We start from the raw sequence: 845 nt of genomic DNA on the forward strand, positions 1-845 counted from the left end.
TGGGTGCCCGTCAGTACGACCCCACCCTCGGCCGGTTCATCTCCGTCGACCCGATCATGGACCTCACCGACCCCCAACAGATGAACGGCTACACCTACAGCAACAACAACCCCACCACCTACTCCGACCCCACCGGACTATGCCCTGATGACGGGTACGGCGGCTGCGAGGACGGTTACAACTTCATACCTGAGGACTTCACTCCCCCTAGCGGGGGATCCTCAGGTGGATCGAGTAATAGCGGCGGTGGTGGCCGTAGCGCGCCGGAGTATCCGGACTTTGTTCCCGATGAGCTCGCGCACGGCAAGACGACGGATAAGAACAGAAAGTCTGCGCTTGAGAGCATGTTGCGGACGCAGAGGAAAACTCCAAACAATCCATTCTATGAGGAGCTCAAGGCGCCTTTCTGTTGGGAGTTTCCGGACCATTTCGACTGTGGTCCACCGGCAACGCTTGTCGATGTAGCTCATGATTTCCTGGACGTATGTGGGTTCGCTGTCGACGTATGTGATGCAATGAATGGGTATATCTACCTGAGGGAGGAGGATTGGGGGAATGCGGCGATATCTGCTGGCGCGATGATACCGTTCGCTGGTGTTTTTGTTGCTTTGACGAGGCCCGTGCGGAAGGGCAGAAATGCGGGAAAGGCCTGCAGTTTCACTGGAGACACCCGTGTGCTGATGGCCGATGGTACTACCCGGCCCATCAAGGATATCGACGTCGGTGACCAGGTCCTGGCGACCGACCCGAAAACCGGGGAAAGCGGAGCCCGCACCGTCACCGCCGTCTGGAAACACCAGGACACGGTCCTGGACCTGGTCACCGAAGACGGTGCTACCGTCACC

At 58.7% G+C, this 845-nt stretch carries 1 protein-coding gene; it reads left to right on the forward strand.

The genetic code is table 11. The features are described from left to right. Positions 1 to 845: RHS repeat-associated core domain-containing protein (locus ACYVIP_RS44645; protein WP_460407308.1), on the forward strand; the 845-nt coding region annotated here is incomplete at both ends.

This window comes from Actinophytocola sediminis (genome assembly GCF_054779715.1).